Below are 865 nucleotides of genomic sequence, written 5' to 3'. Positions count from 1 at the left end.
AGGTCGCCGATGCCGTCGCCGTTGCTGTCCTGGAAGGAGCGGACCAGGACCTCGTAGAAGACGGCGCGTTTGAACCAATCGGGGTCGCGGTCCCTGGCCGGGGTGTCCTCGAACGTGTCCGGGACGGGCTCGTTGACGATCATGTGGTGGGTGACCCTCCGATCTGCGGTGAGGACGGTCGCAGGACGGTGAGAATGTGCGCGGGCCTACGCCCTGGCTCGAGGCGCACATAATTGGTCCTGCCCCAGTAGTAGGTCTCGCCGGTGAGCTCGTCGCGCACCGGCACGGACTCGTGCCAGTCCAGGCCGAGTTGTGGCATGTCCAACGAGACCGTGGCCTCCTGGGTGTGGTGGGGGTCGAGGTTGACCACCACCACAACCGTGTTCGAACCGCGTGCGTCCGAGGCGGACTTCGAGTAGGCGATCACCGCCTCCTTGTCCGTGTGGTGGAAGTGGAGGTCGCGCAACTGCCGCAGCGCCGGACTGCGCCGCCTGATCGCGTTGAGCTCACCCATCAATGGCGCGATGCTACGACCGTCACACTCCGCCGACTCCCAGTCACGCGGACGCAGTTGGTACTTCTCGGAGTTGAGGTATTCTTCGCTGCCCTTGCGCAGCGGGGTGTTCTCGCAGAGCTCGAAACCGCTGTAGACGCCCCACGTCGGTGACAGCGTCGCGGCGAGTACCGCCCGCAGTTCGAAGGCCGGACGCCCGCCGTGCTGAAGGAACTCGTGCAGGATGTCCGGGGTGTTGACGAAGAAGTTGGGCCGCATGTACGCGGCGGCCTCCCCCGACAGCTCGGTGAGGTACTCGGTCAGCTCGTCCTTGGTGTTGCGCCAGGTGAAGTACGTGTACGACTGCTGGAA

The 865-nt window shown here is 65.2% G+C and carries 1 protein-coding gene; it reads right to left on the bottom strand.

The annotated features are described in order from the left end of the window. Positions 1 to 139: 139 nt before the first annotated feature. Positions 140 to 865, bottom strand: a 726-nt coding sequence (locus tag ACX28W_RS43970) for an alpha-amylase family protein (RefSeq protein WP_459005702.1), incomplete at its 5' end; no start/stop codon positions are given.

Source organism: Streptomyces sp. SD15 (assembly GCF_054462255.1).
Note: the sequence above shows the minus strand (reverse complement) of the source record. Positions and strands in the feature narration are given on the sequence as shown.